This is a genomic window from uncultured Cetobacterium sp. (assembly GCF_947038635.1).
Taxonomy (GTDB): Bacteria; Fusobacteriota; Fusobacteriia; order Fusobacteriales; family Fusobacteriaceae; genus Cetobacterium_A.
Map to the genome: position 1 here is coordinate 1 of NZ_CAMQXC010000145.1, position 5,029 is coordinate 5,029.

The following is a 5,029-nucleotide window of genomic DNA, read 5'->3' on the forward strand; positions in this document are numbered from 1 at the left end:
ATTTTTTTTTTATTTGATGTAAAATGTTCTTGCTAGGGGTGCCCTTATGGCTGAGAGACTTTGAAAAAAGTTAACCCTTCGAACCTGATTTGGTTAAAACCAACGTAGGGAAGCTATTTTATCTAGTTATTATATAACTGATTAAAAGGCTATACTCTATTGGGTATAGCTTTTTTTTATAAAATAGCCACCTTAAAAATAAAAGGGAGGTAATTTATTTTGAATTTTAAATTTAATGGCGAATCTATGTCTCTAGATTCTGCTAGCACAATTAAAGAGTTTATTCACTCTCTTAATTTAAATGCTGATGGTCTTATTGTTTTGCTTAATGATAATATTATAAAAAAAGAAAATCTTGATATTGTTATTGAAGAGGGATATTCAATTGAAATCTTAAATTTTGTGTGTGGAGGATAGTTATGGATAAATTATTTATAGGTGGAGTAGAATTTAATAATCGTCTTATTACAGGTAGTGGAAAATTTTCAAACTATTCATTGATCAATGAGATGTTAAATAAGTGTGGTAGTGAGATGATTACCGTTGCATTGAGAAGAGTTGATCTTAGTGGAAAAAGTGAAAATATTTTAGAATATGTTCCAAAAAATATAAAACTTCTTCCTAATACAAGTGGGGCAAGAAATGCTGAAGAAGCTATTAAAATAGCAAGAATTGCAAGAGCCTCAGGATGTGGAGATTTTATAAAAATTGAAATCATAAGTGATATGAAGTATTTAATGCCTGATAATGAGGAAACTATAAAGGCTACTGAAGTACTTTCAAAAGAGGGGTTTATCGTTATGCCATATATCAATCCAGATTTAATTGTCGCTAAAAAATTGGAACTTGCTGGAGCAGCAGCTATTATGCCACTTGGGGCTCCTATTGGATCAAATAAAGGCCTTTTAACAAAACCAATGATTGAGATTCTTCTTGAAAATTGTACTCTTCCTATCATTGTTGATGCAGGAATTGGAAAACCATCTCATGCATGCGAAGCTATGGAAATGGGGTGTAGTGCTGTTTTAGTTGATACCGCTATTGCAACTAGTGGTGATCCTGTGAAGATGTCTATCGCTTTTAATAAAGCTGTTCAAGCTGGTCGTGAAGCTTACTTAGCTAAGTGTAGTAAAATTAATAATACTGCCATTGCATCTTCTCCCCTTACTGGCTTTTTAAGGGATTAGTGAGAATTTATGGAAAAAATTTTACAACATTATAAATCCTTTGATTATGATAATTTTTTTGAAAAATTAAATGTGTCTGATATAAAAAATATTATTGAAAATAGTGGAGATAAAATTCTTGAAGATTTAGAGTTTTTAGCTTTACTCTCTCCAAAAGCTTCAAGTTTATTGGAAAGCATGGCTATAAAAGCTAACTCTATAACTGAGCAATATTTTGGTAAAGAGATTCATATATATGCCCCTTTGTATATTTCAAATATCTGTGATAATGAATGTAGTTATTGTGGTTTTAAACATTCAAATCCAATTAAAAGACGTCATTTAACTCTCGAAGAGATTGAAAAAGAAGCTTCATTTATCTCTGAAACTCTTGGAATTCACAGTATTATTTTATTAACTGGAGAAAGCTCTATAAATTCTATAGAGTATTTAAAAAACTCAATTAAAATTTTAAAAAAATATTTTTCTACTGTAATAATAGAAGTTCAACCTCTCTCTCAAGATGAATACGAGATTCTATATAAGTCTGGACTTGATGGTGTTACTGTTTATCAAGAGTGTTATCATAAAGAAACGTACTCTAAGTATCATTTAAATGGGAATAAAACAGATTTTAACTATAGACTAGAGACACCTAAAAGGGCAGCTCTAGCTAATTTAAGAGCTATTAATATTGGTACTCTATTTGGACTTGGAAACCCTATTGAAGAGGCATTTTTAGCAGGTATTCATTTAAAATATTTAACAAATAATTTTTTAAGTTCTCAATTTTCTATATCTCTTCCCAGAATTAAAGAAGCTTATAGAAATATCAAGCCTGAAAATATTGTAAGTGATAAAAATTTTGTACAATTTCTTCTAGCTTATCGTTTGGCTTTCCCAATGGCTGGAATAAATATCTCAACTAGAGAAAGTCAAAACTTCAGAGATAATTTATTACCTTTAGGAGTTACTAAATACTCTGCAGGTTCTATTACAGAAGTAGGTGGATACTCTCTTTCAAATAATTCAGAACCACAATTTGAAACAGATGATCATAGAAGTGTTCGAGATATTGTTTCTATGTTAAAAACTAAAGGATATCAACCTATCTTTAAAGACTGGGAAGGTAATATATGATTAAAATAGGTATTGCTGGTTGTGGTGGTATAGGTTCAAACGTAGCTATGAATCTTGTTCGAGCAGGTCTCAAAAATTTCGTTTTAGTCGATTTTGATAAAATTGAAGACTCTAATTTAAATAGACAATTTTATTTTAAAAATCAAATAGGATTATATAAAGCTCCTACATTAATGAGTAATTTAAAATCTATCAATGAAAATTTAAATATCAGTTTTTTTATAAAAAAAATTGATAAAAACAATATCTTAGATTTTTTTTCAGATTGTGATATTATTATTGAAGCTTTTGATAAAAAAGAGTTTAAAACTCTTTTAATTGAGAACTATTCAACTAAATACACTATATCTGCAAACGGTATTGGTGGAAGAGATTTAGAAAATATAAAAAATTTAACATTTGATAAATTAACTGTGGTTGGTGATTTTTATAGTGATATAAAAACTTATCAAACTTATTCAACAAAAGTTATGCTTATAGCATGCCTTATGGCAAATAAAGTTTTAGATATAGTAGGAGGATTTTTCGATGAAAAAATTTGATTTACCCATTGGTGTTTATGCAATTACAGATTCCAAATCTGCAAAAAATAAAAAATTTTTAGATTATTGCGAAGACCTTTTAAAGGGGGGAGCTAAAATTATACAATATAGAGAGAAAAAAAGAGATATAAAACTTCTCTTAGAAGAAGCTAAGGCTTTAAGAGAGTTGACACTAAAATATAATGCAACTTTTATAGTTAATGACTACCTTGATATTGCTCTTTTATCAGAAGCTGATGGAATTCATATTGGACAAGACGATCTTCCTATAAAAGATGTTAGAAAAATTTTGGGTGAAAATAAAATTATTGGAATTTCTACTCACAATCCTCAAGAAGCACAACAAGCTATTATAGATGGAGCCGATTATATTGGAGTAGGACCAATTTTTTATACAGAAACTAAAGAGGATGTGTGCGCTCCAGTTACATTAGAATATTTAGATTTTGTAAACAAAAATATCAAGTTACCTTATGTTGCAATTGGAGGAATCAAAGAAAATAATCTAGATAAAGTTCTCGCTATGGGAGCAAAATCTATTTGCCTTGTTTCAGAGTTAGTCGGTGCAGATAATACTCTTGAAACTACTAAAAAAATTAATAATATGATTAAAAATTGGCATAAAAATTAATAAAAAAAAACCTCTAATTTTACTTAGAGGTTTTTTTATAGTCCTAATACAATTTTATTATTCATTAAATTACATTTATCTTCAAGTTCTTTTAGTTTTAATTTACTAGTATAAATAAACTCCTTATTCTTAAAAACTATAATTTCTTCCTTATAATCCAAAATTTCTATCAGCTGAACATTAATTATAGTTCCTCTATCTAATTTATAAAAAATATTTGTATGAATAATTTTCTCTTCTACTTCAGAAAAATTTTTCTTTATATCAAAAATTTCTGAATTTGTTAAATGAAATTCTGTTCTTCTTGAAATGCTTGAGTATGTAATATAATTTATTTCTGAAAAACTATATACTCCTCTTTTAAAGCTATCAAAAAGATAAAAGGAGCTTATATTATTTTCTTTTTTCTCTAATTGCTGAATACACTCTTCTAATTCAAAAATATCTTTTCTAATTAAACAATCATCTACTAAACTACTTAAAAATAATTTTCGCATCTCTCTGGTTTCATTTTCACCAACCAATGCAATTACTTTTAAGTTTCGTTTTCTATATTCAACTAACTTTTCATCTATATTTTCTGTTTTTGAATCAATAATAATAATATCAACATTTTGTATTTCATCACCATTTTTTCTTAAGTCAATACATTTATAAGGAATAACTTCATTTAAAATTATTTTCAAATTATTATCTACATCTATTCCTAATATCATTTAAATCAACTCCTCGTATAAAGAGTCTAATCTAACTTTACTAACTATACTTCCTATTTTATTAGAAAGATCTAATAAAAAATTTTGTTCTTCTATAGTTAAAGGTGTATCTCCTTCTTCAATAAAAATTAAAGCAATGTATTTATTCTCATTAAATTCAACTCTATATGCTGAACTATACTCCTCTAGTTTTATCATGTCTTTTGAAATGACGATTTCATTATCATCACCTTCTCTAATAAACTCTTTATACTCTTCTGGATCAAAAAGTATTTTTACTTTTACATCTACTAACGTTACATTTTTTAAAATTTCCTTTTGAAGAAGTTTTTCAAATGTTTTTACATCTCTAACTAAGCATAATCTGTTATATATCTTATCAACTGCTTCATTTTTATATTTCATTATACCTTCAATAATATTTGTATAAAAATCTAAAATAACTATAGTTCCTAAAATAACAGCTGGTTCTGTCAAAGTTTTAAAATAAAAAAGAGATATATAACTTAAGGTCGCACCTATAGAATATCTTATAGCTCTCATTACATTTTCTGTGTATATTTTAAAAATATAAAAAACAAGACACCAATAAATATAACATATTTCCATTAGCTCTATAAAATAATATAAATTTCTCTCTTTAGGAAATAACTCTCTGAAAAACTCCAAAACAAAATATGTTATTCCTATTGCAATCCAACTGAAAGATATTTTTTTTCGAACCTTTCTTCTTTGAATGAAAAATTGAAAAAGTGTAATTATAAAAATTATTCTAGTTAAATCTATTACTCTTCTAGCTGTTCTAATAATATTTAAAAATATAGGTGATTCCTC

At 27.1% G+C, this 5,029-nt stretch carries 6 protein-coding genes, 1 pseudogene and 1 riboswitch; of the genes and pseudogenes, 5 read left to right on the plus strand and 2 right to left on the minus strand.

Annotation, left to right across the window (positions count from 1 at the left end; translation table 11 throughout):
* Positions 1 to 24: 24 nt before the first annotated feature.
* A riboswitch (TPP riboswitch) is annotated at positions 25 to 128 on the plus strand.
* A gap of 91 nt (positions 129 to 219) precedes the next feature.
* From thiS to thiE, 5 genes are read left to right on the plus strand one after another with little or no spacing between them, the layout of a single operon-like run.
* Positions 220 to 417, plus strand: coding sequence for a sulfur carrier protein ThiS (thiS, locus tag Q0V08_RS10580; protein ID WP_297434595.1), 198 nt, complete (start codon positions 220 to 222; stop codon positions 415 to 417).
* A 2-nt stretch (positions 418 to 419) separates the two neighbouring features.
* The gene (locus Q0V08_RS10585; RefSeq protein WP_297434597.1) at positions 420 to 1,187 is read left to right on the plus strand and encodes a thiazole synthase; all 768 of its coding nucleotides are present in this window, start codon (positions 420 to 422) and stop codon (positions 1,185 to 1,187) included.
* 9 nt (positions 1,188 to 1,196) lie between these two features.
* A complete protein-coding gene (gene thiH, locus Q0V08_RS10590) occupies positions 1,197 to 2,306 on the plus strand; it encodes a 2-iminoacetate synthase ThiH (RefSeq protein ID WP_297434599.1) in 1,110 nt (369 codons plus the stop codon).
* Positions 2,303 to 2,848, plus strand: coding sequence for a sulfur carrier protein ThiS adenylyltransferase ThiF (gene thiF, locus Q0V08_RS10595; protein WP_297434601.1), 546 nt, complete (start codon positions 2,303 to 2,305; stop codon positions 2,846 to 2,848). The genes thiH and thiF overlap by 4 nt, the downstream gene beginning before the upstream one ends.
* Positions 2,835 to 3,479 (plus strand): thiamine phosphate synthase, encoded by a 645-nt coding sequence (gene thiE / locus Q0V08_RS10600; protein ID WP_297434603.1) that lies wholly within the window; start codon positions 2,835 to 2,837, stop codon positions 3,477 to 3,479. The genes thiF and thiE overlap by 14 nt, the downstream gene beginning before the upstream one ends.
* A gap of 35 nt (positions 3,480 to 3,514) precedes the next feature.
* On the opposite strand, the gene Q0V08_RS10605 is transcribed toward thiE, so the two are convergent.
* Together Q0V08_RS10605 and Q0V08_RS10610 are read right to left on the minus strand one after the other, a co-directional pair.
* Positions 3,515 to 4,195: a LytTR family transcriptional regulator DNA-binding domain-containing protein gene (locus Q0V08_RS10605; protein WP_297434605.1), complete on the minus strand. Its 681-nt coding sequence runs from the start codon at positions 4,193 to 4,195 to the stop codon at positions 3,515 to 3,517.
* Positions 4,196 to 5,029 (minus strand): annotated as a pseudogene (locus Q0V08_RS10610) (hypothetical protein); the annotation flags it as partial.

Coding starts and splice junctions, on each gene's coding strand:
- Q0V08_RS10585 (WP_297434597.1), top strand. CDS start 420: ATGGATAAATTATTTATAGGTGGAGTAGAATTTAATAATCGTCTTATT.
- thiH (WP_297434599.1), top strand. CDS start 1,197: ATGGAAAAAATTTTACAACATTATAAATCCTTTGATTATGATAATTTT.
- thiF (WP_297434601.1), top strand. CDS start 2,303: ATGATTAAAATAGGTATTGCTGGTTGTGGTGGTATAGGTTCAAACGTA.
- thiE (WP_297434603.1), top strand. CDS start 2,835: ATGAAAAAATTTGATTTACCCATTGGTGTTTATGCAATTACAGATTCC.
- Q0V08_RS10605 (WP_297434605.1), bottom strand. CDS start 4,195: ATGATATTAGGAATAGATGTAGATAATAATTTGAAAATAATTTTAAAT.